The following is a 23,677-nucleotide window of genomic DNA, read 5'->3' on the forward strand; positions in this document are numbered from 1 at the left end:
TGGGGGACGTTCTCCCCGGTTTCCGGCCCGAGGAGCGAAATCCTTGGTAACCCGACACTTCTGGCGCATCAAGGGTGTCCATTACTAAAAGCCCCCGTAGCGACATCGGCCCACTTGACTTACTTTTCGGACTTTTCGGGGCGTCCCTCTCGGTGGCACCGGTTCCCGCGCTCCTATTCCGCGTCGTAGAGCGGTGCGGGCTGTGGGTGACGTCACCGGTCGCGCCCCCGCCTCTGTGGCCCCGCTCACCACCAAAAACCGCTTCCCTGTGGCACCGGTCACTCCTTCGGGGCCGCGCGCCGTACGCTGGGGAAAGGTCTCGTATGCACGGCGCGCCGCACGGCCAACGCGCAGGGGGGACGGGGGACATGGCACTCATCTCGTACGTCGGTGGCGCGTACTTCGGCGGCACGTACGCCGGCAGCGCGCACGTAGGCGCCGCGGTGGCCGAGAGCCCCGACGGCTTCTCCCGCGTCGTCCTCGCCCTCGTGCTCGGCGCGAGCGGCGTGCTGGTCGGCGTCAGCGGCTGGCTCGGGGCCGGGGAGCGGCTGCGGCGCAATCCGGTGGTCGGCATACGCACCCGGCGCTCGCTGGCCAGCGACGAGGCGTGGCGCACTGTGCACCGCTTCGCGGCGCCCTGGTTCTACGCGTCGGGCGCGGCCCTCGTGCTCGGCGGCGTCGGCGCGGCCGTCGTGGGCAACGGCGGTGCCTTCCTCACCCTCGCGCTCGCCACGACGACCGTCTCCGTCGCGCTCGCGCTGCTGGCCATCTGGCGGGGCCACCGTGCGCTCGACCGCAGCCACCACCCATGACCCGCCCATGGCCCACCCGTGAATCACCGTGAACGGACCCCGCTCCTCCGCCAGTTGGGTGTCCTACGATCACGCCCATGGAGCCCGCAACCCTCGCCACGCGCCTCGCCTCCAGTGCCGTAGCGCCCCTGGTCAAGAAGCTGTTCGCGAAGGACGGGCCCGGTGCGGGACTGGTCGACAGGCCGGTACGGATATCGGGGCTGGTCTCCTTCAAGGGCGAGAAGCGCACCCTCACCGAAGCGGACCTCCACAAGCTCGCGGGCGAACTCGTGCGCCGCGCCGCCGAAGCCGCGGGCCCCCACGACGCGCCCTCCCCCGAAGAGCGCCGCGAACTCACGGAGGCGCTGGCCGTCGCGCTGCACAGCCTCGGCGATCTCGACATGGACGACGTCCAGGCCGTACGCCTCGGTCCCGAGGGCCTGGCCCAGCGCCTCGCCCGCCCGCGCGGCCTCTCGGAGAGCACGGAGGCGCAGCTCGGGCCGCTGCTGCACACCGCCTGCCTGCACATCCTGGACTTCTTCAGCCGCCGCTCCACCTTCATCCCGCGCGCCCTCACCGAGCAGACCCAGCAGATCGACCACCTCGTCGCCGCGACGGACCTGCTGATCGCGCGCGTCCCCTCCCAGCGCGCCGAGGACGCCCGCTTCGAGCAGCAGTACGTGGAGCACATCGCCCGTAAACACGGCGAGCTGACCATTTACGGGCTCGACCTCAACCACGCCCGCGAGTGGCGTCTCGACTCCGCCTACATCTCGCTGGAGGCGACGCACGGCCACGGCGCTGGCGTGCCGCTCGCCGCCGAGCGCGCGCTGTCCGGGCACGACCGCGTGCTGCTGCGCGGCGCCGCCGGCTCTGGCAAGACCACCCTCGTCCAGTGGCTCGCGGTGACGACGGCACGGCAGGTCTACGACGCGCATCTGCCCCACCTCATCGGCCGCGTGCCCTTCGTGCTGCCGTTGCGCCGCGTCGTACGGGAGGGGCTGCCGCCCACCCCTGACCGGTTCCTGCACGCGGTGCGCAGCGCCGTCGCCGGGGCGCAGCCCGACGGGTGGGCGGACCGGGTGCTGCGGGCCGGGCGGGCGCTGCTGCTGGTCGACGGCATCGACGAGATCCCCGAGAACGAGCGCGAGTCCGTGCGCCGCTGGGCCCGGGAGCTGATGGGCGACTTCCCGGGCAACCTCTGGCTGATCACCTCGCGCCCGTCAGCCGTACGGGACGACTGGCTCACCCGCGAGGGCTTCGCGGAGCTGACGCTCTCGCCCATGTCCCGCGCCGACGTGGGCGCCTTCGTGCGCCGCTGGCACGGCGCGGCCGAGGCGGACCCGTCGCTGGGCGAGACCCTGCTCGCGTCGATCCGCACCAACGCGGACCTGGGGCGGCTCGCCGTGAACCCGCTGATGTGCGGGCTGCTGTGCGCGCTGCACCGGGAGCGCAACGGGTTCCTGCCGCACGGCAGGAAGGACCTCTACGACGCGGCGCTCAGCATGCTCCTGGAGCGGCGCGACGTGGAACGCGACGTGATCGTGGACATCTCCGCCGACCGGAGTTTCCGGCCCTCCAAGGAGACCCAGATCCAGCTCCTCCAGAAGCTGGCCCACTGGATGATCCGCAACGACCGCGCGGAGATGGAGCAGAGCGACGCGGTCGCGCAGATCGAGCGCGCCCTCGTGTCCATGGCGCACGTCAGCGAACCGGCGGAGCGCGTCTTCCGGTGGCTGCTGGAACGCTCGGGGCTGCTGCGCGAACCGGCAGCCGGACGGGTGGACTTCGTCCACCGCACGTTTCAGGACTACCTGGGCGCGAAGGCGGCCGTCGAGGAGGGCGACTTCCCCCTCGTCATCGACAACGCGCACCGGGACCAGTGGGAGGACGTCGTCCGCATGGCGGTGGCCCACGCGAGGCCGCACGAGCGGGCGCGCATCCTGGAGGGGCTGGTGGCGCCGGTGCCCCGCGAAGGGCTGACGAACGCGGGCCGCGCGCACTACCGCAACGGCGACCACGACGCGTCCGAGGCCATCCCCGTGGGCAACATCCTGCTGGCCGCGGTGTGTCTGGAGCAGGCGACGGAACTGGCGCCCGAGGTCCGCGAGAAGGTCATCGGCCTCACCTCCGGGCTGCTCCCGCCCGAGGACGCGTTCATGGCCGACCTGCTGACCGAGGGCGGCGCGGCGGTGCTGGGGCTGCTGCCCGGGCCCGACGAGCTGCCGCCAGGGGCTGAGCCGCAGTACGTCGTCATGGCGGCCACCCGCATCGCCGGTGAAGCAGCGCTCCCCCTCCTCGTCCGCTACCGCGACGAACCGTCACTGGCCGTGCGCCGTCAACTGGCCTGGGCGTGGCACCGGTTCGAGACGGAGGAGTACGCGACGGAGATCCTGGCCCACCTGGATGAGACGGACCTCTACTTCTGCGCCCACAACACCGACCACCTCCGCGCCCTGCGCGCACTGGGCGGCCGTCCCCGCGTCCAGATCGTCGGCCCCTACCGCCCCGCCGACCTCACCACCCACCTCGCCCCCGACCGCCTCACCCACCTCTGGCTCCGCGACGGCTACGTGGGCACGGGCGAACCCTGGCTCACCGCCTTCCCCCACCTCCACACCCTGGTCCTCCCGTCCCCACCTCGCGACGCGGCGGCGGCGACGATCCCGGAGGGGGTCGAGATCGTGAACGAGGCGGACGTGGCGGAGGAGGGTGCGGACGAGGAGGCGGACGTCTCCTGACCGGGGGGCGGGGCGGGCGGCGACGGCTCGTCAGGTCGTCGGACCGCTGGTTCGCCGCGCCGCACGGAAACGGCCCCTCCGCCCTGGCCAGGGGGCGGAGGGGCCGTCAGGTGACGGTTCCGGCGCCGGAACGTCATGTGTGGGTCCGTGTTCCGGTCCGCTGCCGCGCGCGCTCGGCAGCGGAAGCCGTGGAGCCGGTGGAGGCGGTGGCCTCAACACCGGATGCCGCACATCACCTCACCGGCATCACGCGTCGTGCCAGTGGACAATCATGGTGTCGGCGCTGGGGGCCTGCGTGCAGCGGTCGACGACGACAGGACCGCCGTTGCCCATCTCCAGCTCCTTCGCGAGCTGCTCCTTGTTGCAGTCCGTCTTGTAGTTGCCCGGCGTCTCCGACGTGTGGTCGGCCGCCTGGGAAACTCCGGCAGCGGCCCCGGAGAAGGCCAGGATGGTGGCGCCGAGGACTGCGGCCCGCTTGAACTTGCGCATTCTTGCTCTCCCTTGCCGTACGTATGCGGTGCGCGCACCGGAAGGCGCGCTGCCACCGCCTTCCGTGGGACGCGGTAGGACGACCTGCCTGTGGCCGTTCCGTCGCTTCGTCGCTCCGCGCGCGGTCGGTGCCGCGGCAGAACCGGAACGCCGGGGCTCCGGCGAAGCGCCGACCGGCCCCACGGGCGGCCGAATGTCTTCGACCGCGTGCGACCGACGTCTGCTCGTGCAGACCTCGATCATGTCGTCAGTCGATCACACGGACAGTGGCGTCCCCAAAGGGCGGAGCCCCCTTGTTACGAGCCCCTGACAAGGGATGATGCTTCGCACCTACGAAGCGCGAGTTGACGCCCATCTGGGTTCTTCACCAGCGATACGAGCGATAACGGACACCGGCATGAATCGACGCGTTCCGTGCGCCGTGTCCGCTTGGTTCCGGATCACGATCCGCGCCTGTGCGACTAACGCGCCGTGAACTCGTACCGCAACTCGTAGAGGTGCCCCGCCTTCGCCATGACCGTGGCTTCGATCGGAACGTCATCGTCGGTGAACACGACGCGCAAGGTGCGGAGCACCGGGAGGTCGCTGGGGAGCCGCAACACGCGGAACTCCTCCTGGGTGGGCACTCGGGCGGAGACCCTGTCGACGCTCAGCCGTGGCGGATACCCCAGGTCGGCGAGGAGCGTCGGCGTACCGCCCTTGATCCTGCGACGGGACATCACCTCCGTCCCCCGCGCGATCTCCAGCGGATAGAACGACTTGACCAGTTCCACCGGCTCGTCGTCGATCATCAAGAGTTGGGCACGCAAGAGAGCGGCCCCGGACTCCGGGAGCCCCAGTGCCGCCGCCACATCGGCCGGAGGCCGTGCCTCGCCCACGTCCAGCAGCTTGCTGCGCGCCCGTCCGCCGAGCTTCTCGGCCTCGGAGAGCCAGCGGTACGGCTCGCCCGAGGCCGCAGGGGCCATGTATGAAGCAGGTCGCATGGTGCGTTGCCGGTGCTCCCTCACGGTGACGGCCGCACCGGCGCGGCCCAGCACCAACCGCTCGTCCTTGAGGAGCTGCAATGCCTTCTGAACGGTGGCGTTCGACGCGCCGAACCTCTCCTTGAGCTGCGCCGTCGAGGGAAGTTTCGCTCCGGGCGCCAGATCTCCGCTCATGATCTCGTCGCGCAGATCAGCGGCGATCCGCTGGTGCAGCGACCGCCGGTCGCCCTCGTATGCCTCTGTGCCGGACACGGTCATTCGATCCTCAACTCGTAGCGCAGTCGCTGCCGCTGAGACGGCATGACCATCCTGTCCACCTGGAAGGGCCGGTCGTCGGCGTCAAGGGTGAGCCGGGTCAACTGGAGCACGGGTTCGTCGGCGCCGACCTCCAGCATGTCCGCCTCGGCCGTCTCCGGCATACGGGCGATCACGTCCTCCACGACTCGCACGCCCACGTACCCCAGCTCGGCCAGCAACGTCACAGCCCCGCCCGGGATCTTCGCCGTGCCCGCGAGCCGGGTGCCCCGCGCGATGTGGAGGGGGTAGTACGTATCGGTCAGCTCGGTCGGCTGATCGTCGAGGTACATCACGCGCCGCCTCACGACGACCTCTTGCCCCACGGGGACCCCCAGGAACTCGGCGATGTCCTCCGGAGCGGGCATCTCCCCGGCACTCGCGACGCGCTGACGACCGCGCCGCCCCGCCGCAGCGGTCTCCGCGCCCCACGCGTCACCGGACCCCTCGCCCCGAGGGCGGAGGTACGGCGTCGAGGTGCTCACCCATCCACTGGCACTCACGGTGTCCTCCCGTACGAGCGGCCGCCTGCCCAACCTTGCCGCTTTACACGGTAAGCGACACACAGGCTGTGAGCCCCACGGCAAACCTTGCCGCTTTTCGCGAATAGCAGTAATTTCGATGCGAGCGTACACCCACGAGCAAGGTGGTGCCCCGTGCCCTTGTCACGTCGACAACCAGCCCCCTCCATCGGGAGCGCAGGACATACACGGCTGAGGGACCGGGCCACCGCCCGCTTCCGCCTACTGCGAGGCGCGATGGAGTCGCTTCTCCGGCCAGGAACTGGACGCCATCGCCCCCACAATCTCCAGCAGGCGTCCGCTGCACACGGCACGGAACAGCCAGTACCCTCACGTCGCCCCGCGCACGGTCCCCGACGACAGGTACCGGAACAGCCCCGTGGGCCCCACACCGCGTTCCTCGACGGCGATGCCGTGCCCCTCGTCCGCCCCTATCTCGTGGCCCACGAGCAACGGGAGCGGAGGGCCCGGTGGACCACGCTGGCACCGGACTTGGCCGGGGACGAGGCCGTTGCGGGCCCCTACGTCCTTCGCCGGGCCGTGGGAACCATCTGATGATGACGATCAAGGTGTACCGCGTGCGGAGCGACGGAACCCGTGTCCCGGTCTCGTCAAGGACGGTCCGCCCGCCCCGCAAGGGCGCTCCCCCGCCCGTCACGGTGGCGTTCCCACCCTGCCAGTGCCCGTGCTGCCGCGCGGCAACGCGGTGACGTGCACGCCCCGGCCCGGCCCCGGACCCCCGCCCCAAGGCCGACGAGGCCGACGAGGCCGACGAGGCCGGGACACCGTCGACGCCGCCCCGCGACCCCGCCTACGCTGCTGCCCCCAGCCCGCCACCCCCTCTGCCGCGTCCCCCGGGGAGCCATGGAACCCGCAGCCATCGCCGCGAAGCTCGCGTCCAGTGCCGTCGCGCCCCTGGTCAAGAAGCTGTTCGTGCCCAGAGCAGCCGGTGCGGGGCTGGTGGAGAAGCCCGTGCGGATTTCCGCGCTCGTCTCGTTCAAGGGCGAGAAGACCAGGCTCAGCGACGACGACCTGCGCAAGCTGGCCCGCAAGCTCGTGCGCCGGGCCGTCCAGCGCGGCGGCCCCCACCAGGCGTTACCGGAGGGCGAGCTGGACGCGGTCGGCGACGCGCTCGCCCGCACGCTCCAGGCGCTCGGCGAGTGCGGGGTCACCGACGCGGCAGCGGTGCAGATGGGTCACCGCTGGCTGGGCGACGAGTTGTACGAGCAGGCCGACGGCCGGCGCCTCACCCGCGATCTCGGCGAGGACGCGACCCGCCTCTACCGCGACGTCCTGGAGGCCGCCTGCCTCCACATCGTGCACTTCTTCACCCAGCGCTCCACTTTCATCGCCCGCAGCCTCTACGAGCAGAGCCAGCAGCTCGCCGACCTCATCACCCGCACCGACCTCCTCATCAAACGCGTCCCCTCCCGCTCCGCCGAGGACGCCGGGTTCGAGGAGCGCTACGCGGGCTACATCGCCAAGCGCCACAGCCACCTCACCATCTACGGCATCGACCTCAACCAAGCCCGCGAATGGCCCCTGGACACCGCCTACCTCAGCCTGGAGGCGACGGCGAAGGACCGCTCCCTCGGCGGCTCCCCCGGCGGCCCGCACGGCGACCAGGGCGAATGGGCCGCAACGCCGCCGCCCCCGCAACCCGCCGAACAGGCCCTCGCCGGACACGAACGCGTGCTGCTGCGCGGCGTCGCGGGCTCCGGCAAGACGACCCTCGTCCAGTGGCTCGCCGTCACCACGGCCCGCCAGAACCGGCTGACCGGACGGCTCGCGCACCTCATCGGCCGCGTCCCGTTCGTCCTGCCCCTGCGCACCCTCACCCGGCGCGGCGCCGCGCTCCCCACCCCCGCCCGTTTCCTCGAAGCGGTCGGCTGCCCCCTCTCCGGCTCGCAGCCGCAGGGCTGGACGGACCGCGTGCTGTCGGCGGGCCGCGGGCTGGTGCTGGTCGACGGCATCGACGAGGTGCCCGAGGACGAGCGCGAACGCACCCGCCGCTGGCTCTGCGACCTCCTCACCGCCTTCCCCGGCAACCTGTGGATGGTCACCTCGCGCCCCTCCGCCGTACGCGAGGACTGGCTCGGCACCGACGACTTCACCGAGCTGTCCCTCTCCCGCATGAGCCGCGACGACATCGCCGTCTTCATCAACCGCTGGCACGAGGCGGCCGAGGCGGACCCGGAGCTGAAGCTGGAGAGCGCGCTGCTCACTGCCGTACGGACCAAGCCGGACCTGGAACGCCTCGCCACCAACCCCCTCATGTGCGGCCTCATCTGCGCCCTGCACCGCGAACGCCGGGGCTTCCTTCCGCGCGGGCGCAAGGCCCTCTACGACGCGGCCCTCAACATGCTGCTGGAGCGGCGCGACCGCGAGCGCGACATGTACGGGGAGGGCGCGCGGGAGCTGGACGAGGAGTCGCAGATCGAGCTGCTGCAACGGCTCGCGTACTGGCTCATCCGCAACGGCCGCTCGGAACTGGACCGCGCCGACGCGATCGGACTGCTGGAGCGCGCCCTGCCCTCCATGCCGTACGTGGCGGAACAGGGCACGGCCGAGCAGATCTTCCGCTATCTGCTGGACCGCTCAGGGCTGCTGCGCGAGCCCGCCAACGGCGCCGTCGACTTCGTCCACCGCACCTTCCAGGACTACCTGGGCGCGAAGGCCGCCGTCGAGGAGCGCGACTTCGATCTGCTGGCGAGCAACGCGCACAAGGACCAGTGGGAGGACGTCGTCCGCATGGCCGTCGCCCACGCACGCCCCGACGAGCGCGCCCGGCTGCTGCGCGCGCTGGTGGCGCGGGGCGACGCGGAGGAGGAGCACCGCAGCAGGCTGCATCTGCTGGCCATGGCGTGCCTGGAGCACGCGACGAAGCTGGACTCTGCGGTGCGGGCCGAGGTCGAGCGGCGTGCGGCGGTGCTGATCCCTCCACGCGATATCTTCGATACTGAGGAGCTGGCGGTCATCGGGCCCGCCGTGTTGGAGCTGTTGCCGGGCCCCGAGGAGATGGACGACGAGGAAGCCAGCATCGTCGTCTACACGGCAGCACGGATCGGCACGGACGCCGGGCTGGCCACTCTGCTCCGCTTCCGGAACAGCGAGGACCTCGAGGTACGCGCTCAGTTGGCCCTTCATTGGAGCCGGTTCGACACCGCCACGTACGCGCGGGAGGTCATCGCCCACCTCATCGAGGGGCCGCCCCACGTATCGATCACTGTCCGCTCGCCGGAGGAGCTGGCCGCGCTGCGCGATCTCGGTGGCCATGACCGCGTGGAGCTCCAGGGCGACTTCACCGAGCAACAGATCGCCGAGTTGCTTCCGGCCGGAGAGATGAGGGAGCTGAGTCTCGACGGCAACTCCGTGATCGGCAGCCTGGGCTTTCTGACCGGCTACCAGAGGCTGGAGAGTCTCCAGCTCACCAACTGTCGCGAGATCTCCGACCTGACGCCCCTGCGCGAGCTGCCGTTGGCGAACCTTACCCTCCAGGGTCTCTCCTCACTGAAGCAACTGTGGGGGCTACGGACGCTGACGCGGCTACGGCACCTCCACCTCCGCCAGCGTCTGGACTGGCCCGGCCCCTCCGCACTCCCGGACGGGGCCCCTCTCGAATACGTGGAGGCGCCGCCCGACCTACGTGACCTGCACTGGATGAGCAACTACCCCACGCTGCGGGACGTGGGTCTGTGGAACGCTCACCCCACCGTCGGGTTCCGCGACTGGACCGCGTTCGTCCATCACCCCAGGCTGGTCACAGCCGCCCTGCACGACACGCACATCGCGGAGCTGGTGGACACGGGTGCCCGTATGGAGCGGATGGAAAAGATGCACTTCGTCCTCTATCACAAGGGCGACCTGCAACAGGTGGTCGGCCTCTTCCCACACCTTGACCACCTCACCATCAACCATGCTCAGGATGTGGACCTCGCGCCGCTGGCTAGGCTGCCCCGGCTGAAGACCGTGGCCTTGAATCGGGTGACCACCGTCCACAACGCCGAAGCGCTCCCCGACTCCGTCGAGCTGACCGTCACCCCCCGCCCCCGCCCCACTCCGGCGTGAACACCCCGTACCCCTCTCCCCAAAGCTCCGCATAGGCTTGGCGGTTCACCAGCGAAGGCCAAGCGAAGGCCAACCAAGGCCCACGGGGAGCCCTGAAAGCTCATGGAACCCGCCGTACGTCTCGCGTCAGCCGTTGTCGATCCGCTCGTCCGTCCCCTCTTCCGGCCGGAAGAGCCGCATCAGGGCGAAGCCCTGCTGGCCTCGCTGGTCACCTTCCGGGGGGTGGCACCCGCGCTCGGGTACGAGGATCTGCTGCGCACCGCACGCGAACTCGTACGGCTCGCCCCGGACACCGCCAGGAGCCACGACGAGGACGAAGCGACCGCCACCGTCCTCGCCCGCACCCTCTGGACCATCGGCGAAGTCGACGTCACCGACGCCCAAGCCGTACGCCTCGGCCCCCAGGACTTCGCGCGCCGCCTCCGCTCGGCCGTGCCCGGCGCGGACAGGGAGCTGTCGTCGGAGGCGGCCTGGTTCCACGACAGCCTGCTGGTGACGGTCTGCCTGCACATACTGCACCTGCTCATCCGCCGCTCCCCCGCGCTCGCGGAACGCATGGCCGAACGGAGTCACCGCATCAGGCAGCTCGTGGACCTCAACGACGTGGAGGCGCTGCGCGGTCGCCCCGCGCCCTCCGCCGCCGACGCGGAGTTCGAGGAACGCTATCTGCGCACGGTGGTCGAGCAGTTCAACCGCGTCACGATCTACGGCATCGATCTCCCCAACCCGAACACCCCCGACAACTGGCCACTCGACGCGACGTACCTCAGCCTCACCGCCGAGTTCGACGCCGCGACGACGCCCAGGCCACCCGGCACGGCCCCGGCAACGGCCACCCCCACCCCACGCACCCCCGAAGAACCCGTCACCACCGCCGACCGCGCCCTCTCCGGCCACGAACGCGTCCTCCTGCGCGGCGTCGCGGGCTCCGGCAAGACCACCCTCGTCCAGTGGCTCGCCGTCACCACGGCCCGCGACGAACTCCCCGCCGAGCTGAGCGGTCTACGGGGCCGCATCCCCCTCGTCCTCCCCGTACGCCGCTTCGCCCGCGAGGGCTTCCCCGCCCCCGACGACTTCCTCACCGCCGTCCGCCACCCCCTCGCGCACGAAGCGCCCGAGGGCTGGGCCGTGCGCGTCCTCGCCGAGGAGCGCGGGCTGCTGCTCGTCGACGGGATAGACGAGGCGCCCGAGGACCAGCGCCCCCACCTGCGCGACCAGCTCCGCCGCCTGCTCCGCATCTACAGCGGCAACGTCTGCCTGGTCACCTCCCGTCCCCCCGCCGTCGACGCGGACTGGCTCGCCGACGAGGGGTTCAGCGAGCTGACCCTCGCCCCGATGAACCGCGATCAGGTCGCCGCCTTCATCACCGCCTGGCACACGGCGGCCCGCACCGACGAGGGCAAGGACCACGCGAGCCTCGACGCGTACATGGACCGGCTGCTCCAGACCATCCCCCTCTACCGCGAGCTGCGCGTCCTCGCCACCAACCCCCTCATGTGCGGGCTGATCTGCGCCCTCAACCGCGACCGCTCCGGCTCTCTCCCCCAGGGCCGCAAAGAGCTGTACGAGGCGGCGATGGAGATGCTTCTCCAGCGCCGTGACACGGAACGCCATGTCCTGTACGCCGACGCCGTCAACCTCCAGCGCGCCCCCCGCGAACGCCTGCTGCGCAAGCTCGCCTACCGCATGCTCCTGGAGCAGCGCGCCGAACTCGACCGCGCCACGGCCGTCGAGGAGATATCCCGCCGCCTCCCCGCGATCCCGGCCACGGCGGGCCAGGGCGGGCCGGAGGAGATCTTCCATCACCTCCTCCTCCGTACGGGTCTGCTGCGCGAACAGCCGGACGGCTCCGTCGAGTTCGTCCACCGCACGGTGCAGGACTACCTGGCCGCCAAGGAGGCCGTCGAGCAGCGCAATTTCCCCCTCCTCCTCGACCACGCCCACGAGGCGGACTGGGAGGAGGTCATCCGCATGGCCGTCGCGCACGCCCGCCCCGACGAGTGCGCGACGCTCCTGCGCGGCCTGCTCGCGCCCGGCAAGACGGGCATGCGGCGGAACCGCCGCCGTCTGCTGGCCGCGGCCTGCCTGGAGCATGTGACGGAGCTGGACCCGGACACCCACGCCCGCATCCGGCGCGAGACGCGCAACATGGTGCGCCCCGCCACCGTCGCGGGCGCGCGCGGCCTGGGCTGGGTGGGCCCGATCGTCCTGGAGATGCTGCCGGACCCGTCCACCGTCCCGGACGAGGAGGCGCACCGCCTCGCCGTGACCGTCACCCGTATCAACGACGACGCCGCCATGCACTATCTCGCCCGGCTGCGGGACCGCAGGTCACTGCCCGTACGGGCCGAGCTGGCGCGCGGCTGGCGCAACTTCGAGACAGAGCGCTACGCCGACGAGATCATCCAGTATCTCGACCCGGAGGGCCTCTACTTCCCGGTCTCCGACCGGGTGGAACTGGCGGCCCTGCGCAAGCTGGGCGGCCGGGAACGGGTCCAGATCGTCGGCCACTTCACCCCGGCCGAACTGCTGGACGGCCTCGCGCACGACCAGCTCACGCACCTGTGGCTCGCCTACGACCTGGGCGTCCCGGACATGAGCTGGCTCGCCCAGTTCCCCCGCCTGACGACACTGCGCGTGAACCCGCGCCTCCCGCGCGTCAGCGGCGTCCCGGACGGCATCCGCATCATGTCCTGATGGCTTCCTACGGGCGAGCGTGTACGGGCCAGCGAATGCGCTGAGTGTTAGCTTCGTCACGCAAAGAAGCAGGCGGGGGCCGATGCGGCACACGGAGGAGACATGCCCAACCAGTGGACAGCCGACCCAGCGGCGCCCTTCAAGCGGCGGCTGGGCAAGTCGTCGCATGAGCTGGGGCAGACATCGGGGAATGCCAGTTGCCCGGACATGTGGGAGCTGGAGAACGGAGACGTTGCCGTCATCGGGACCGACTTGACCGCCTCCTACGAGGAGCGGTTGCCGGACGGGGTGAGCGTCGATCCCGGTGAACGGCTGGTCGTCATCCCGAAGGCGACGATCGTCGCGGCGAAGTCGGATATCCCGGATGCCTAGCCTTCTCGACGGCGCCAAAGGCGAGCACATGGCTCTCGACGCCTACTACGCCGACTTCGAAAAGCACTTCTGGCACAGTGCTGATGCCGGGTTCTGGAAGCTGGAGCGGCAGCAATTCTTCCAAGAGCCCGGTTACGACAGTTGGGAGGCGTTCGCGCGGGGCGAGTGGGAGGAATCCCTGCGCCTGCTGAAGGCGGGCCGCGCGGACATGGCCGAGTATCACCGCAAAGTCGAGCGCCACGGATTCACGGCCAGGCGCATCCGCGTCGTCGAAGAACCCCTCACCCACTACATGCAGTGGGAACTGCACGCCTTGCGCGTCCGCGAACAGTGCGGAGGCCCCATTCATGTCATCGACGCTGACCAGGTGGCGCGTTACGAGGACGAAGGGCCGCTGCCGGAGATCTACACGCTGGGCCATCAGGTGATGTACCAGGCGGTGTACGACGAGCGGGGCGTTCTGGAATCGGCACGAAAGTTCGTCGATACCGAGGTCATCCGACGATGCCGGAAATTCATCGTGGATCTCTACCAAACCGGTGAGCCGCTGGCGGGCTGGTTCGACGAACATGTGGCCCCGCTACCACCCCCACCGCGTCAAGATGAGAGATGAACGATCCGACGGGGCACGTCAACCGGTTCGACGGCCCGGGTTCGGGTTCGACGCACGGTGTCGTTCAGGCAAGGGACGTGCACGGAGGTGTGCATTTCTCTCCTCGGCCGGAACCTGCCCCGACGATTGTGCCCCGCCAACTCCGCGCTGATGTGCGGTACTTCGTCAATCGGTCCACGGAGCTGACCCGTCTCGGCAGCCTCTTTCCTGCTGACCGCGGTGCATTGCACACCGTGCCGGTGGCAGTCATCACTGGAACCGCAGGAGTCGGCAAGACCTCACTCGCGCTGCGCTGGGCGCACTCCATACGGTCGAATTTCCCCGGTGGTGAGCTGTATGCGAACCTGCGGGGCTACAGCGCCACCCCTCCGGCACCGCCGGAGGAGATCCTCGGCAATTTCCTGGAGGACCTCGGCATCCCCTCCTCACATGTGCCAGTAGCACCTGAGAGACGGGAAACGCTGTTCCGCTCGCTCCTGGCCGACCGTAACGTCCTGGTGCTTCTCGACAACGCCGTGGGCAGCAGCCAGGTCCGTCCGCTGATACCAGCGAGCCCAGGGTGCCTGGTCGTGGTGACCAGCCGAGACGATCTTTCGAGCCTGGTAGCCCAGGAGGGCGCATTGCGCCTGGAAGTGCCGACGCTGCCGACGGTGGATTCCGTCGCGCTGCTGCGTGCCGCCACCACTGGCTACAGAGCGCCCGACCCGAACGCCGAGCTGGCGGAGTTGGCCAGGCTGTGCGCCGGTCTGCCACTCGCGCTGCGCATCGCCGCGGAACGAGCGGCGGGCTGGCCGTCGATGTCGCTCGGCGAGCTGATCGAAGGGCTGCGCGACGGGTCGGCACACTGGAGCCTGCTCACCACCGATCCCGAAGAGGGGGCCGACGCGATGCGCAGCGTGTTCGAGTGGTCGTACCAGGCTTTGCCGAGCCCCGCGGCCCGCTTGTTCCGGCTTCTCGGCCTGCACCCGGGAAATGAGTTCGGCGTCCCGGCTGTCGCTGCCTTGGCCGGTATGCGGCCGTCGCAGGCCCGCTTGTTCTTGGACGCCCTGGTCCGCGCCCATCTGCTGGAGCGGCGCCCGGCTGTACGGTACGAATTCCATGACCTGCTGCGGGCCTATGCCGCCGAACTGGTTCGGCGGGAGGAGAGCGAGGAGGAGCGGAACGCGGCTCTGGGCCGCTGCCTCGCCTGGTATCTCCACACTGCGGATGCGGCACAGCGCGCCATCTCGGCGCACGACGGATACGATCTCGACGACCGGATTCCGGCCCCTGCTTCCGCACTCGATTTCGACGGGTACAAGCCCGCCTTCCGGTGGTACCGCGCGGAGGCCGCCAATCTCGTCACTGCTGTGCGCGTTGCCGCTGATGCCGGTTTCCCGGAGATCGCATGGCGTCTTGCCGTAGTGCTACGCGCTGTCTATATGCACCACAACGCCTTCGACGACTGGCGGACGACCGCCGAGGTCGCCGTTGCAGCCGCTTCGCGCGCCGGAGAACAGGCCGGAGAGGCGGAAGCCCTCGAAAACCTGGGAAAGGTTCTCTTCCAGTCATCGCGGCTCGACGAAGCTGAAGAGTGCCATCGTGCGGCACTCGCTGTCCGTCGACGTATCGGCGACCGCCACGGCACGGCCGTATCGGTCAACGCCCTTGGCCTGCTGGGGCTGCGCCGTCGCCAGTTGGACGAGGCCAAGGCACGATTCCTGGAGAGCGCTCAGATCTTCTGTGAACTCGAAGCACACCGCTGGACAGCCCTGATGCGGAGCAATCTCGCGGAGACCCTGTGCGAGCTGGGCCTCGGCAATGAGGCCGAGGAAATCATCGAGCAGGCTCTGGCCGACTTCCGCGAACTTGGCGACCACTCCGGAGAAGGGAACGCGTTGTTCCTGCTGAGCTGGGCACGTCGGCAGACCGGAGACCTCGAAGCGGCTGCCCGCGCGATCAGCGATGCGCTGTCGATAGCCGTCGAGGAGGAGAACCAGGTCTGGCTGGGGCACTGGCTGGCGGAATCGGCCCGGGTCGAACTCGCACGCGGCGATCCGGAGAAAGCTCTACGCCTGAGCGGAGAGTCCGCCGCCGCGCAGCGCAAGCTTGGCGATGCGGTACGGGAAGCCCTCGCCCTGGATACTTCGGGCCAGGCGTGCCAGGCGCTCGGCCGCTCCGAAGAAGCTGCCGAGTTGCACCGCCACGCCATCACCGTCTACCGCGAATTCGACGCCCGCTGGCAGCTCACCGCCGCACTGGAGCATCTGGCTTGCGCCCTCGACGCGCTTGGTGATCCTCAAGGGGCCGGTGCCGCAAGGGAGGAAGCCTTGCGCTCGCTGGCCGCGTTCAGCGACCCCCAAGCCGTCGCACGTGCCCAGCGCCTGGCGGGGCACGCGAGCGACGACGGTTGAGCGTCCGCTCCTGGCGGCGTCCCGGACGGCATCCGCTCATGTCCTGACCCCGGCGGTCGCCGGAGCCGTTCAGCCCGCCGCCCGCTGCCAGCCGTGTTCCGTCAGGCCGCTGGTCGCCCGGAGGTAGCCGAGGAGTCCTTCCCTCGGGTACTCGATCAGGTCCTCGGGCGGCTCGTGGAGGCTGAACCACGCCAGGCGGAGGCACTTCCCGGGTTCTCTGTTGACGGGCTCCCCGGCCCACTCGGTGGCCTCGAAGAAGAACCCGATCCGGGCCAGGGTGTCGCTCTGCCTGTGGTGCACGACGTGTACCAGGCGCAGATGGCCCGGATCGACGACGATGCCCGTCTCCTCCCGCAGCTCCCGCGCGGCACCGGCGCTCAAGGGCTCGCCCCGGTCGAGCTTGCCCGAGGGCAGGTGCCAGCGGCCGTAGCCGTAGGAACCGCCACGCTGGGAGAAGAGGATCCTGTCGCCGTCGCGGAGGATGACGTGGGTGTCGATGACGGGCTGGGCCGGCTGTGCGGGTTGCGGAGTCATGGTTCCTGGAGGGCCGGGGCAATGGGAGCGCTGGCGTCCCTCCGCATCATGCCCTCACTCCTCGTCCCCGCGTCCCCCGTGTGCCTCGTCGGCCTGCGCCGGGTCGCGGTCCAGGAGGGTGCGCAGGGCGCTGCGGAGCAGCAGTGCGTGCACCAGTACGCCGTCGGGGCGGGGCACGCAGCGCCAGGACAGCGGCCAGGTGGGCCCGTCGAGCGCGGGTACGGGGATGTACGCCACCTGCCCGCACCCGTCGCTCGTCAGCCGCTCCGCCGCGCACGGCCAGGGGCGGCCCGTGGTGCTGCCGGACGGCACGAGGAAGTACGTGGGACGACGGCGTACGGCCGAGGTGACGACGGGCCCGGGGAACCCGCCCGTGAGCCGCACCATGAGCGTCGCGAGTTCGGCACCGAGTTCGCCGTCGACGCGGACGGCGTCGAAGTACACGCCCGCCTTGCGGAGCCGGTGTCCGTCGGGAGGGAGCCAGGTCAGATCGGTTCGGTCACTTTCCGTATTCATGAGAAAAGTTTCGGTAGTCGCGGATAGCGTTTTCCAGAGCCGGACCTCAAGGGCGAGGGCCGTGGTGAGCTGCGCGAACTCACCGTGAGGGCCGGTTGAGTTCACTTGAGGACGACCCGGAGCGGGCGGTGAGGCGTCAATGGAAGAAGCGGGACACGACGACCACGGGGAACAGGGCCAGCCGAGCCTGAGCACGACCAGATATGTCGGCGAGATCGCGCGCATCCTGCGCAAGCACCTGAACATGACGCAGGACAACGTCGGCCATGAGCTGGGCTACACGGGCGCTGCGGTCAGCGCGATGGAGACGGGCGTCCAGCCCGGCAGCGAGAAGATGCTCAAGGGGATGGACAGGGTCCTGCTGGGCGGGATCCCCGTCTTCGAGGCGTCCATGAAGTACCTGCGGCGCGAAAAGTATCCGCCGCAGTTCCAGGACTTCGCGCCGCTGGAGCAGCGAGCGGCGCTGTTGTCCTCGTACCAGATGGCGACAGTTCACGGGCTCTTCCAGACCAGGGAATACGCCCGCGCGCTGATCACGGGCGGGTTCCCGGTGCTATCGGATCAGCGGGTGGAGGACCTGGTGGAGGCCAGGCTGGCTCGCCGGGCGCTCCTCGACCGGGAGCCCACGGCTCTCATCGAGCTGATCGTGGAGGAGTCTGTCCTACGGCGGACGATCGGCAGCGCGGAGATCATGCGCGAGCAACTGCGCTCGCTGGCGCAGGACGCCCAGCGGCGCAACGTCACCCTCCAGGTGCTGCCGTTGGACGGTGGCCCAGAGTGCGAGTACGCAGGCGCTCGCGGTCCGATGACTGTGCTGGAGACCACGGATCACGACCACCTGGTGTATCTGGAACCGCAGGACGAGAGCCTGCTGATCAGCGATCCGGCAAAGGTGGGCCTCTACTCCCAACGCTATGCGAAGATCCGGTCACAGGCCCTGAGCCCACGTGAATCGCTGGGTCTCATCGAGCAGTTAGCGGGAGAGCAATGAGCGGCACCTTGCGGTGGTTCAAGTCCAGCTACAGCAGCGACAGCGGAGGCGAATGCGTCGAGGTCGCCTACGGCTGGCACAAGTCCAGCCACAGCAGTTCCAGCGGAGGCGAATGCGTCGAGGTCGCCACGTGCGGCTGCCCGGACCCGGCCGTCCACATACGTGACACCAAGACCCCGGACGGCGCGGTTCTGACCGTCCCCTCCGCCGCGTGGACGGCCTTCACCACGTACGTCCGCTAGGCAGGCGAAAACCGCTGAGCGGCGGAGCGGCCGAAGCCGTTCCGCCGCTCAGCCGGAGGACACGTCCTTACGAGTGCGAGTGCGAGCTGATCACGCCGCCGGCGCTGAGGACGATGGCGACGCCGTTGGCGTCGAGCCCGGCGTCCTTGCTGTCCGCGTCGAGCGTGGCCATGACCGAGCCGTCGTTACCGATGATCTTCGCGCGGAAGTGGCCGTCGGCGACCTCCGAGACCTTGGCCTTCCAGCCGCCCTCAAGGCTGTAGGTGCCGGGGCCCGTGTGCTCGCCGCCCATCCAGGAGTAGATCTGGCCGTCGAGCGACAGCATCACGTACATGCCGTTGGCGTCGAGACCGGCGTCCTTGCCGTCCGTCTCCAGCGTGGCCGTGACCGAACCGTCGGACACGATCTTGGCCTGGTAGCTCTGCTCGCCGAGCTTGTAGATCTCGGCCTTGCTGCCGTCGTCCAGGGTCTCGGTGCGGTCCGGCGTCGCCGACTTCTCCGAGCCCGGCCCCGCGCCTTCGCGGTCCGCCGAGGTCGCCTCGGTCTTCGTCTCCTCGCTGCTCTTCGCCGCCGAGTCGTTCGACGCGCCGTTGTCCTCGGACGAGTGGGCGGCGGAGGAGCTGTCCTGCTTGCCCTGGCCGGAAGCGTCCGTGTCGCTGCCCTGGCAGGCGGTCAGCGAGAGCGCGGCGGCTGCTGCGAGGGCCACCAGGCCGGTGGAACGGACGGTGCGGCGAGTGCGGCGAGTGGTCATGCTGGGCCCCCATGGGTGGTCGGGATACATCGCTCCGACCGCTCCCGAAGGGCGACCGGCCGGATCTCTTGTTCGCTACACCCTGTCCGATGGCCACCCGTCGGATCTTGTTCGCGAAATTCTGTCCTGGCCCGGTAACACACTCTGTAACAGCGGGATGGAGCGCTGTGCGCTGCCCCTTCGGGCAGCCGGTCCTGCCCTCCAGTTCCTGGCCGCGTCGGGCGTTGACCTTGTATGCAGGAGATGTTGATGTCCGCTCGCGGAAGAGGCAGCCAGTGCACGCAAGGGACAAGGCCCGACAGCCCACGCCGGAGGACGGTCGCGCACCGGCTCGTCACCGCTCGGCCGACGCGGCGGTGCGCCCTGTGCGGCAGGGCGCACCGATGGGACCGCAGGCCGTCCGCGCCCTCCAGCGCAGCGCCGGGAACGCGGCCGTCGTCCAGATGCTCCGCCGGAGCGGGCACCGTACGGAAGAGCAGCCCGAGCAGCCCGAGCAGCCCGAGGTGCCCGAGGTGCAGCGGGCCGCCGCCGTCCGGGACGTCCTCCGCAGCGGTGGCCGCCCCCTCGACAACGCGACCCGTACGGACATGGAAGCCCGGCTCGGTGCCGACTTCTCCGACGTCCGCGTGCACTCCGGCAGCGCGGCGAAGGCGTCGGCCAGCGAACTGGGCGCCCGTGCCTACACCTCCGGCAACCACATCGTCATCGGCGACGGCGGTGCCGACGCACACACGCTCGCTCACGAGCTGACGCACGTCATCCAGCAGCGCCAGGGGCCCGTCGCGGGCACCGACAACGGCAGCGGCCTCAAGGTCTCGGACCCGTCGGACCGCTTCGAGCGCGAGGCGGAGGCCAACGCCAGGCGGGTGATGGCGCGTCGGGCGCCGGAGACCGACGGACGTCGCGAGGACTCCGTCCAGCTACGGCCCGGCCATGTCGCGCAGCGCATGGAGGTCACTCCGCAGGAGCGCGACGCGTTCCTCGCCACGCACAACCCCCGGAACCAGGTGATCCTCAACGCCAGCCTGAACGGCGTGGACCTGGGCCTGTACGCCAGCGCCGCGCAATCGCACGACCGGACGAACAGCGACCACGCCGAGGACGCGATCCTGGACCTGCTGGAGACGCTGGCCTGGAGCATGCCGGACGTGCTCCAGGCGTCCAACACCCTCGACATCACCGCGCTGACCGCCAGCCCGTGCACCACCATCGCGCGCACCGACCCCCAGACGGGCGCCCAGTTGCCCATCACGTCCAGGAAGGGGTCGGCCGGAAGCACGGACGGCTGCGCCGAGCGCCTCATCGAGCTGCAAACCGGTGGTCTGGAGAAGGGAGACGGATCGATGGCCACCTTCCAGATCTCCGTCTCCTGCGCCCACTACTACCAGCCGGCCAAGCCCGGCGCGAAGGAAGCGTCCCGCCAGGCGGTGGCGGCCATGCAGGCGGCCGGAATCACCGTCACGGTGACCAATCCGTAGAGCCGGGGGCCTGCGCGGGTGCGTCCCGCCACGCGTGCTGCGTCCCGTCGGCGGTGACGGTGAGGCCGTGGCGGTCGAGTCCGGGCTGGCCCGCGCCGCGCCACTCGGTGTAGGCGGCGACGACCTCCTCCCACAGGTTCCGGGGGCCGTAGCAGGTGACCGCGCCGTGCTCCCACCAGGCTTCGTGGGAGACGAGGGTGACGCAGGTGCCGGACTCGTCCCACAACTGCGTCTGCCGCCCGGCGCCTTCGCCACGGTGGGCGAGGCCGACGTCGGGAACGCGCAGCCCGACGACGAAGTCCTGCGCCCAGGCCCGGTCCAGGACCTGGGCCGGTCCGACCGGCGAGGACGTCTTCCGCACCTGCTCCGAGGGCTCGACGGTACGGGGCGGGCGCTCGCCGCGTACCTACATGTACAGGGCGGTTCCCACGAAAGGGCCGTGCGCGCTGCCGTCGGGCCGCACGGTGAGTTTCAGCAAGCCTCCGTTGGCGTAGGCGGTGCCGAACGGTGTGAGGATGACGGCGCCTGGCGTGCACTGCGCGATCCAGGCGCGGGGGATGCGGCGCACCGCGGCGGTCGCGATGATGCGGTCGTACGGGCCGTACGGGCTGGACGGGCCACCTTCGGGGCGGCCGTTCATGCCGTCACCGCACACGGTCTCGGGGCGGTACCCGGCGGCGGCGAGATTGGCCGCGCCCCAGGCCGACAGGTGGGGGTCGATCTCCACCGTGGTCACGTTCGCGTCGCCGACGCGCTCACACAGCAGCGCGGTGACGTATCCGGAGCCGGTGCCCAGCTCCAGCACCCGCTGGCCCGGCTCCAGATCGAGCAGGCACAGCTTCTCGGCGACGATGTCGGGCGCGGAGATGCTGGAGGTGAAGGTGCCGCCGCGTGCGGGGGTGTCGGGGAGGCGGTGGTCGTCGAGCTGGGTGATGACGCTGTGGTGCGGGTCCCAGGCTGCCCGGTACCAGCCCTCGGCGTCCGCCTCGCGGTCGATCAGGGGATAGCGGCCGTCCGCGTCGACGGTCTGGTCCCACACCTTGGCGGGGACGAAGTGGGCGCGGTCGACGGCGGCGAACGCGTCGCGTACCCAGGGAACACGGAAGCCGCCCTTGGCGGCCACCGCCCCCGCGCACACCTCCCGGAAGTCCACCACCGCTGCTCCCCCTCCTCTCCGTCGAGCGGCCTGCGGCCCCGACCCTAGCGGCGTCTCGCGGGCGCGCGGGCGCGCGGGCGCGCGGGCGATCCAGCACTTTCACTACGTTCACGCACTCGCGTCCGCGCAACTCCCCGTAGGCCGGTGCGCACGAGAACAATGGGGGCGGCCGGGCTCCGCCGTCGCGCACGGCCGCATGAGGCCGCGTACGGCAAGGGCCCGAGTGAGCGGAGATACCCCCGCAGGGAGGACCCATGTATCCGGACAGCGGTGACGACAGCGCCGTTTCCGATTCTGCGATTCCCGCGCGCGACAGCCACACCGAAGCCGCACGGCAAGAGCGGCTGGAATGGCTCCGCACGCGGCAAGGAACACCGCTGGCGCCCTTGCAACCGATGCGGCTGCACGCGGATGACCTCTCCAACAACGTCGAGAACCTCATCGGGGCCGTGGAAGTGCCCGTCGGACTGGCCGGGCCGCTGGTCTTCGACGGCACGCACGCGTCCGGCAGCCTGTACGCGCCGCTGGCCACCACCGAGGGCGCCCTGGTCGCCTCGGCCTCGCGCGGCGCCCGTGCCCTCTCCCAGGCGGGCGGCGTACGCACCCACGCGGTCTCCCAGCGCATGACGCGGGCGCCCGTCTTCCAGCTCGGCTCGCTCGGCCAGGCCGCCGTCTTCACGGACTGGGTCGGAGACCACCTGGAGGAGCTGCGCGGCCAGGCGGCCCGCGTGTCCCGGCACGCCACGCTGGTGAGCGTACGCGCGGTCATGACGGGCCGCACCGTGCATGTGGTCTTCGCCTACGAGACCGGCGACGCCGCAGGCCAGAACATGACCTCGGCGTGCACCTGGCACGCCTGCCAGTGGATCCTCGACCGCTTCCCCGCCGAGACCTCGGCGGACGTCGAGTGCTTCCGGGTCGAGGGGAACCTCAGCGGCGACAAGAAGGTCACGTACCACAGCTTCCTCAACGGCCGCGGCACCCGCGTCGTCGCCGAGGCCGAGCTGTCGGACCACGTCCTGCGGCGTGTGCTCAACACCGGCCGGGCCAGCCTGCTGGACACCCACCGCATCCAGCGCGGCGGCGGCCTCCACGGCGGCATGGTCGGCAACGACGTCTGCATCGCCAACGTCATCGGCGGAATGTTCACAGCCCTGGGCCAGGACATCGCCTCGGTGCACGAATCCAGCCTCGGACACCTGGAACTGGAGCCCGTCGACGAGGGTGTGCGGGCGACGATGGTCCTGCCAGCCCTGATCGTCGGCACGGTCGGCGGCGGCACCCGGCTGCCCGCACAGCACGCCCTGCTGGAGATGCTCGGCTGCGCCGGGCCCGGAGGCCAGTCCCGGCTCGCCGAGATCATCGCGGGGTTCGCGCTGGCCCTCGACCTCTCCACGATGTCCGCCGTCAGCGCCGACGAGTTCGTCGCCGCGCACGAACGCCTGGGCCGCAACCGTCCCCCCGCCGTGCCCGCCGTGCCCGCCGACACGTGACGGAAGAAGAGCCCTCCGTCGACGATCCCGAACAGCGGCCCGGCCCGACCCGCCCACGGGAGGGGCGGACCGGGCCGGGCCGGGCCGGGCGAGGGAGTTGTCAGCAGCCCTTCACGGCGTAGTCAGACTGAGAAACCGTGCCAGGGAGCTGCTTCGCACCAGGGCACTGGCTGATCGAGTCGATCCGGAGTTTCCACGTACCGTCGGCGTAGGGGCCGAGGCAGGAGAACTGATTGACGCCCGACCACGAGTTGCCGTCCTTTTCGCAGGCGGCCTTGCTGGGCTCCGTGAACGTGTCGCCCACCATGTAGCCGCCCGGTTCGGGCAGGGCCTGGGCCGCTCCGGCGCCGATGCCGGTGAAGGCGATGAGGCCGGCGCCGACAACGGCGGCGCGCTTGAGTCCGCGCATGTGATGCTCCTTCTGCGTACGTGCGTCCTTGCGTCCTTGCGTCGAGTGCACGCCCGACGGCGCGCCGGGCCCGGTTCCGCCCCCGGCCCCGAGCCCGGCGCGTGGGGGTGCGGCGGGAGACGTCCCCGTCCCTGGGGGCGCCCCC

19 protein-coding genes and 1 pseudogene are annotated in these 23,677 nt (G+C 70.5%); 11 read left to right on the plus strand and 9 right to left on the minus strand.

The genetic code is table 11. The features are described from left to right. The first annotated feature begins 368 nt into the window (after positions 1-368). Together ACYVOO_RS34235 and ACYVOO_RS34240 are read left to right on the plus strand one after the other, a co-directional pair. Positions 369-812 (plus strand): SdpI family protein, encoded by a 444-nt coding sequence (locus ACYVOO_RS34235; RefSeq protein WP_461019608.1) that lies wholly within the window; start codon positions 369-371, stop codon positions 810-812. Between the two features lie 77 nt (positions 813-889). Then, positions 890-3,532, plus strand: a complete 2,643-nt coding sequence (locus tag ACYVOO_RS34240) for an NACHT domain-containing protein (RefSeq protein WP_461019609.1) — start codon at positions 890-892, stop codon at positions 3,530-3,532. A 246-nt stretch (positions 3,533-3,778) separates the two neighbouring features. Here the strand turns inward: ACYVOO_RS34240 and ACYVOO_RS34245 are convergent, their stop codons facing one another. From ACYVOO_RS34245 to ACYVOO_RS34255, 3 genes are all read right to left on the minus strand, one after another. Further along, positions 3,779-4,021: a hypothetical protein gene (locus tag ACYVOO_RS34245; RefSeq protein ID WP_461019610.1), complete on the minus strand. Its 243-nt coding sequence runs from the start codon at positions 4,019-4,021 to the stop codon at positions 3,779-3,781. 461 nt (positions 4,022-4,482) lie between these two features. Next, positions 4,483-5,262: a GntR family transcriptional regulator gene (locus tag ACYVOO_RS34250; RefSeq protein ID WP_461019611.1), complete on the minus strand. Its 780-nt coding sequence runs from the start codon at positions 5,260-5,262 to the stop codon at positions 4,483-4,485. Further along, entirely contained in the window at positions 5,259-5,801 is a 543-nt protein-coding gene (locus tag ACYVOO_RS34255) for a GntR family transcriptional regulator (protein ID WP_461019612.1), read from the minus strand. The genes ACYVOO_RS34250 and ACYVOO_RS34255 overlap by 4 nt, the downstream gene beginning before the upstream one ends. Before the next feature lie 882 nt (positions 5,802-6,683). Between ACYVOO_RS34255 and ACYVOO_RS34260 the strand changes: the two genes are divergently transcribed. From ACYVOO_RS34260 to ACYVOO_RS34280, 5 genes are all read left to right on the plus strand, one after another. Next, positions 6,684-9,887, plus strand: coding sequence for an NACHT domain-containing protein (locus tag ACYVOO_RS34260; RefSeq protein ID WP_461019613.1), 3,204 nt, complete (start codon positions 6,684-6,686; stop codon positions 9,885-9,887). A 102-nt stretch (positions 9,888-9,989) separates the two neighbouring features. Next, on the plus strand, positions 9,990-12,584 hold the full coding sequence (locus ACYVOO_RS34265) for an NACHT domain-containing protein (protein WP_461019614.1): 2,595 nt from the start codon (positions 9,990-9,992) through the stop codon (positions 12,582-12,584). 102 nt (positions 12,585-12,686) lie between these two features. After that, positions 12,687-12,956 (plus strand): hypothetical protein, encoded by a 270-nt coding sequence (locus tag ACYVOO_RS34270; protein WP_461019615.1) that lies wholly within the window; start codon positions 12,687-12,689, stop codon positions 12,954-12,956. A gap of 28 nt (positions 12,957-12,984) precedes the next feature. Then, a complete protein-coding gene (locus ACYVOO_RS34275) occupies positions 12,985-13,569 on the plus strand; it encodes a DUF6879 family protein (RefSeq protein ID WP_461019616.1) in 585 nt (194 codons plus the stop codon). Beyond that, on the plus strand, positions 13,566-15,962 hold the full coding sequence (locus tag ACYVOO_RS34280; protein ID WP_461019617.1) for an ATP-binding protein: 2,397 nt from the start codon (positions 13,566-13,568) through the stop codon (positions 15,960-15,962). The genes ACYVOO_RS34275 and ACYVOO_RS34280 overlap by 4 nt, the downstream gene beginning before the upstream one ends. 69 nt (positions 15,963-16,031) lie before the next feature. Here the strand turns inward: ACYVOO_RS34280 and ACYVOO_RS34285 are convergent, their stop codons facing one another. Next, a complete protein-coding gene (locus tag ACYVOO_RS34285) occupies positions 16,032-16,496 on the minus strand; it encodes an NUDIX hydrolase (RefSeq protein ID WP_461019618.1) in 465 nt (154 codons plus the stop codon). A 54-nt stretch (positions 16,497-16,550) separates the two neighbouring features. Then, complete coding sequence (locus tag ACYVOO_RS34290; RefSeq protein WP_461019619.1) at positions 16,551-17,012, minus strand: hypothetical protein; 462 nt, start codon at positions 17,010-17,012, stop codon at positions 16,551-16,553. A gap of 139 nt (positions 17,013-17,151) precedes the next feature. Here ACYVOO_RS34290 and ACYVOO_RS34295 point away from each other — a divergent pair, with 139 nt between their 5' ends. Next, positions 17,152-18,003 carry a helix-turn-helix domain-containing protein gene (locus ACYVOO_RS34295; protein WP_461019620.1) on the plus strand — a complete coding sequence of 284 codons (852 nt, stop codon included), beginning with the start codon at positions 17,152-17,154 and terminating at the stop codon, positions 18,001-18,003. After that, positions 18,000-18,245, plus strand: coding sequence for a DUF397 domain-containing protein (locus ACYVOO_RS34300; protein WP_461019621.1), 246 nt, complete (start codon positions 18,000-18,002; stop codon positions 18,243-18,245). The genes ACYVOO_RS34295 and ACYVOO_RS34300 overlap by 4 nt, the downstream gene beginning before the upstream one ends. A 67-nt stretch (positions 18,246-18,312) precedes the next feature. On the opposite strand, the gene ACYVOO_RS34305 is transcribed toward ACYVOO_RS34300, so the two are convergent. Beyond that, a complete protein-coding gene (locus ACYVOO_RS34305) occupies positions 18,313-18,996 on the minus strand; it encodes a hypothetical protein (RefSeq protein ID WP_461019622.1) in 684 nt (227 codons plus the stop codon). Between the two features lie 275 nt (positions 18,997-19,271). Here ACYVOO_RS34305 and ACYVOO_RS34310 point away from each other — a divergent pair. Then, a pseudogene (locus tag ACYVOO_RS34310) lies at positions 19,272-19,910 on the plus strand (eCIS core domain-containing protein); the annotation flags it as partial. Between the two features lie 544 nt (positions 19,911-20,454). Here ACYVOO_RS34310 and ACYVOO_RS34315 read toward each other — a convergent pair. Next, a complete protein-coding gene (locus tag ACYVOO_RS34315; RefSeq protein WP_461019623.1) occupies positions 20,455-20,835 on the minus strand; it encodes a hypothetical protein in 381 nt (126 codons plus the stop codon). 45 nt (positions 20,836-20,880) lie between these two features. Next, positions 20,881-21,630: a protein-L-isoaspartate O-methyltransferase family protein gene (locus tag ACYVOO_RS34320; RefSeq protein ID WP_461019624.1), complete on the minus strand. Its 750-nt coding sequence runs from the start codon at positions 21,628-21,630 to the stop codon at positions 20,881-20,883. Between the two features lie 386 nt (positions 21,631-22,016). On the opposite strand from ACYVOO_RS34320, the gene ACYVOO_RS34325 reads away from it, so the two are divergent. Then, a complete protein-coding gene (locus tag ACYVOO_RS34325) occupies positions 22,017-23,123 on the plus strand; it encodes a hydroxymethylglutaryl-CoA reductase (protein WP_461019625.1) in 1,107 nt (368 codons plus the stop codon). A 100-nt stretch (positions 23,124-23,223) separates the two neighbouring features. Here the strand turns inward: ACYVOO_RS34325 and ACYVOO_RS34330 are convergent, their stop codons facing one another. Continuing rightward, positions 23,224-23,532, minus strand: a complete 309-nt coding sequence (locus ACYVOO_RS34330) for a hypothetical protein (RefSeq protein WP_461019626.1) — start codon at positions 23,530-23,532, stop codon at positions 23,224-23,226. Positions 23,533-23,677: the final 145 nt, after the last annotated feature.

The sequence above is a fragment of the Streptomyces daliensis genome (assembly GCF_054782395.1).

Bases quoted from the DNA above. Each gene is read 5' to 3' on its own strand.
- ACYVOO_RS34235 (WP_461019608.1), top strand. From the start codon at position 369: ATGGCACTCATCTCGTACGTCGGTGGCGCGTACTTCGGCGGCACGTAC.
- ACYVOO_RS34295 (WP_461019620.1), top strand. From the start codon at position 17,152: ATGGAAGAAGCGGGACACGACGACCACGGGGAACAGGGCCAGCCGAGC.
- ACYVOO_RS34250 (WP_461019611.1), bottom strand. From the start codon at position 5,262: ATGACCGTGTCCGGCACAGAGGCATACGAGGGCGACCGGCGGTCGCTG.
- ACYVOO_RS34270 (WP_461019615.1), top strand. From the start codon at position 12,687: ATGCCCAACCAGTGGACAGCCGACCCAGCGGCGCCCTTCAAGCGGCGG.
- ACYVOO_RS34300 (WP_461019621.1), top strand. From the start codon at position 18,000: ATGAGCGGCACCTTGCGGTGGTTCAAGTCCAGCTACAGCAGCGACAGC.
- ACYVOO_RS34290 (WP_461019619.1), bottom strand. From the start codon at position 17,012: ATGAATACGGAAAGTGACCGAACCGATCTGACCTGGCTCCCTCCCGAC.
- ACYVOO_RS34265 (WP_461019614.1), top strand. From the start codon at position 9,990: ATGGAACCCGCCGTACGTCTCGCGTCAGCCGTTGTCGATCCGCTCGTC.
- ACYVOO_RS34285 (WP_461019618.1), bottom strand. From the start codon at position 16,496: ATGACTCCGCAACCCGCACAGCCGGCCCAGCCCGTCATCGACACCCAC.
- ACYVOO_RS34260 (WP_461019613.1), top strand. From the start codon at position 6,684: ATGGAACCCGCAGCCATCGCCGCGAAGCTCGCGTCCAGTGCCGTCGCG.
- ACYVOO_RS34240 (WP_461019609.1), top strand. From the start codon at position 890: ATGGAGCCCGCAACCCTCGCCACGCGCCTCGCCTCCAGTGCCGTAGCG.
- ACYVOO_RS34275 (WP_461019616.1), top strand. From the start codon at position 12,985: ATGGCTCTCGACGCCTACTACGCCGACTTCGAAAAGCACTTCTGGCAC.
- ACYVOO_RS34305 (WP_461019622.1), bottom strand. From the start codon at position 18,996: ATGACCACTCGCCGCACTCGCCGCACCGTCCGTTCCACCGGCCTGGTG.
- ACYVOO_RS34280 (WP_461019617.1), top strand. From the start codon at position 13,566: ATGAACGATCCGACGGGGCACGTCAACCGGTTCGACGGCCCGGGTTCG.
- ACYVOO_RS34330 (WP_461019626.1), bottom strand. From the start codon at position 23,532: ATGCGCGGACTCAAGCGCGCCGCCGTTGTCGGCGCCGGCCTCATCGCC.
- ACYVOO_RS34245 (WP_461019610.1), bottom strand. From the start codon at position 4,021: ATGCGCAAGTTCAAGCGGGCCGCAGTCCTCGGCGCCACCATCCTGGCC.